Origin of the sequence: Geminicoccus flavidas (genome assembly GCF_009806515.1) — a bacterium.
Lineage (GTDB): Bacteria > Pseudomonadota > Alphaproteobacteria > Geminicoccales > Geminicoccaceae > Geminicoccus > Geminicoccus flavidus.
In genome coordinates this window covers 1-2,743 of record NZ_WUJP01000243.1, presented here as the reverse complement: position 1 = coordinate 2,743, position 2,743 = coordinate 1, and the positions used below count along the sequence as shown (strand labels likewise).

At 65.9% G+C, this 2,743-nt stretch carries 4 protein-coding genes; 2 read left to right on the top strand and 2 right to left on the bottom strand.

The genetic code is table 11. The features are described 5' to 3' along the window. Positions 1 to 109: 109 nt before the first annotated feature. On the bottom strand, positions 110 to 583 hold the full coding sequence (locus tag EQG76_RS06810) for an Hsp20 family protein (RefSeq protein ID WP_159711807.1): 474 nt from the start codon (positions 581 to 583) through the stop codon (positions 110 to 112). A 228-nt stretch (positions 584 to 811) separates the two neighbouring features. On the opposite strand from EQG76_RS06810, the gene EQG76_RS06805 reads away from it, so the two are divergent. After that, complete coding sequence (locus tag EQG76_RS06805) at positions 812 to 1,591, top strand: ABC transporter ATP-binding protein (protein ID WP_159711805.1); 780 nt, start codon at positions 812 to 814, stop codon at positions 1,589 to 1,591. Positions 1,592 to 1,647: 56 nt separating this feature from the next. Then, positions 1,648 to 2,433: a transporter substrate-binding domain-containing protein gene (locus EQG76_RS06800; protein WP_159711803.1), complete on the top strand. Its 786-nt coding sequence runs from the start codon at positions 1,648 to 1,650 to the stop codon at positions 2,431 to 2,433. 48 nt (positions 2,434 to 2,481) lie between these two features. Here the strand turns inward: EQG76_RS06800 and EQG76_RS06795 are convergent. Beyond that, positions 2,482 to 2,743 (bottom strand): hypothetical protein (locus tag EQG76_RS06795; RefSeq protein WP_159711801.1); only part of this gene is annotated, 262 nt, incomplete at its 5' end.

Genomic DNA, 2,743 nt, shown 5'->3' with positions numbered 1-2,743 from the left:
GGTCGCGGTAGAGGGTCGGGGCCTGGCTCATGGTGCGGCCCCAGGGAATGAGATCGCGCATGTTCATGGCTCTTCTCCTCAGCTTTGGCAGCAGGAAGCAGGTCAGGCGTCAGGCGGCCTTACTCTGGTTCTCGATCTGCATGGGCTCGGGCTTTGGCAGCGCCTCGCTCCCGATCTCGATCCGCCGCGGCTTCATCGCCTCGGGCAGCTCGCGGACGAGGTCGATCGTGAGCAGGCCGTTCTCCAGGTTCGCCGCCTTCACCTTGACATGGTCGGCCAGTTCGAAGCGGCGCTGGAAGGCCCGGCCGGCGATACCGCGATGCAGGTACTGCCCGTCATCCTGACCCGGCTTCGAGCCGCTGACCACCAGGAGGTTCGGCTCCTGGGTCAGATCGAGTTCGTCCTTCGAGAAGCCGGCGACGGCCATGCTGATGCGGTAGGCATCCTCGCCGGTCTTGACGATGTCGTACGGCGGCCAGTTGTCGATCGCCTGCAGGCGGCTGGCGCTGTCGAGCAGATCAAAGACCCGGTCGAAGCCGATGGTCGACCGGAAGAGTGGCGTGAAGTCGAGTGCTGTTCTCATAGCCATATCCTCCGCTGAGCAACATGGGTACGAGAGGCGCCCGAGTACCGGCGCCCTTGGATCTGCCAGCCCCGTATGGGCGGCTGGCACCCAGCGATCTGGGCATTCTCCTACCGTTTTCAAGAGGTTACCGAGGCGCATGACGACCGCTTCCGGGCGAACGGCTTGACGCCGGCATCCCCGCCCACCAAACCTGCCGGCAGCATCGAGAAAGGCGACAACCCGTCGATGAGCGGATCCGCACACGCCCTGGTCGCCGACGACATCCACAAGACCTTCGGCTCCCTCGAAGTCCTCAAAGGCGTCTCGGTGGCCGCCGACAAGGGCGACGTGATCGCGATGCTGGGTTCGTCCGGATCGGGCAAGAGCACGTTTCTGCGCTGCCTGAACCTTCTGGAGATGCCGGACCAGGGGCGGATCGTGGTGGCCGGCGAGGAGATGCGCCTCGTCCCGGACCGCGCTGGCAAGCTCAAGGCAGCCGACCGCCGGCAGGTCGAGCGGCTGCGCACCCGCCTGGGCATGGTATTCCAGCAGTTTAATCTCTGGTCGCACATGACCATTCTGGACAACGTCATCGAGGCGCCGGTCCACGTGCTGAAGCTCAGCCGGGCCGAAGCGCTGGCCCGGGCCGAGGCGCTGCTCAACAAGGTCGGCATCTGGGACAAGCGCGACGCCTACCCCGCCCATCTCTCGGGCGGGCAGCAGCAGCGCGCGGCGATCGCCAGGGCGCTCGCCATGGAGCCGGACGTGCTCCTGTTCGACGAGCCGACCTCGGCGCTGGACCCGGAGCTGGTCGGCGAGGTGCTGCGGGTGATGCGCGACCTGGCGGTGGAGGGGCGCACCATGATCGTGGTCACCCACGAGATGGGCTTTGCCCGCGAGGTGGCCGATCATGTGATCTTTCTGCATCAGGGCCGCATCGAAGATCAGGGGCCGCCCGACCAATTCTTCGGCGCGCCAAGGTCTGAGCGGGTCCGGCAGTTCCTTTCGGGCAAGCTGAAGGGTTGACCGAAATGCCCGATCCGGGCATCGGTGCAAGCTCAATCAGTTAGCGGGTTTCGCTCATGCGCCGACCAACCATCGCTGCGTTCGTCGTGGCTCTCGGCCTAGCCTTTTCGGCCGCCGCCTTCGCCCAGCCCCAGGCCATCCTGCGGGTCGCGGTCGACGGGAGCTACCCGCCCTACAGCATGGTCGACAAGAAGGGCCGGCTGTCCGGCTTCGACATCGAGATGGCTGACGAGATCTGCAAGCGGCTCGCGGCCAAGTGCACCAAGGTGCAGTTCACCTGGGACCAGATCCTGGATGCCGTGAAGTCGCGGCGCGCCGACATCGTGGTCGCCTCCACCTCGATCACCGACGGCCGGCGCCGGCGCGGCATCGCGTTCAGCCAGCGCTACTACCACACGCCCGCCATGTTCGTGCGCCGCAAGGGCGATTCGGTGGAAGGGGTCTGGAAGGCGCTGCGCGGCAAGACGATCGGCGTGCAGGCGAATACCACCCACGACCAGTTCGTGACCTCCGAATTCACCGCATCCGCCAAGATCGCGCGGTTCAAGACGCTGCCGCAGATGGTGGACGCGCTCATGAAGGAGCAGGTCGACGTCATCCTGGCCGATGCCTGGGCGCTCGACCAGACCGCGATCAAGGGCAAGCACGGCAAGAAGCTGGAGTTCACCGGCCCGGCCTACAACGACCGGCGCTGGTTCGGCGAGGGGATCGGGGTGATCCTGCCGCAGGACGACCCGGCGCTGAAGGCGCGTATCGACGAGGCGATCGCCGCGATGCGCGAGGACGGCACCTACATGAAGATCGCCGGGAAGTATTTCTCGTTCGACCCGTACGGGAACTGAACCTGACCCCAGCAGAACCGGGCCGCCTGCAGTACGGCCCGGCCCCGGCTACTTGATGATCGGCAGGGACTGCTTCTGGAAGGTGAAGCTGTCGAAGCCGTCCCAGTAGTTGATGGTCAGGAACTTGGTGCCGTGGCAGACCGCTGCGGTTGGCCCATAGCGGTTCGCCACCAACACGCTGCCGTCCGAGAACAGGTCGAGCGCCACCTTCTCAGGCTGCCTGACGTCGAAGTTCTGCATCTGCGTGCAGAACTGGTTGGGCAGCGGCTGCTCCCGGCAGAAGCTGCGGTCGCTGAAGGTGCGCGTGGCC

Coding starts and splice junctions, on each gene's coding strand:
- EQG76_RS06810 (WP_159711807.1), bottom strand. CDS start 583: ATGAGAACAGCACTCGACTTCACGCCACTCTTCCGGTCGACCATCGGC.
- EQG76_RS06805 (WP_159711805.1), top strand. CDS start 812: ATGAGCGGATCCGCACACGCCCTGGTCGCCGACGACATCCACAAGACC.
- EQG76_RS06800 (WP_159711803.1), top strand. CDS start 1,648: ATGCGCCGACCAACCATCGCTGCGTTCGTCGTGGCTCTCGGCCTAGCC.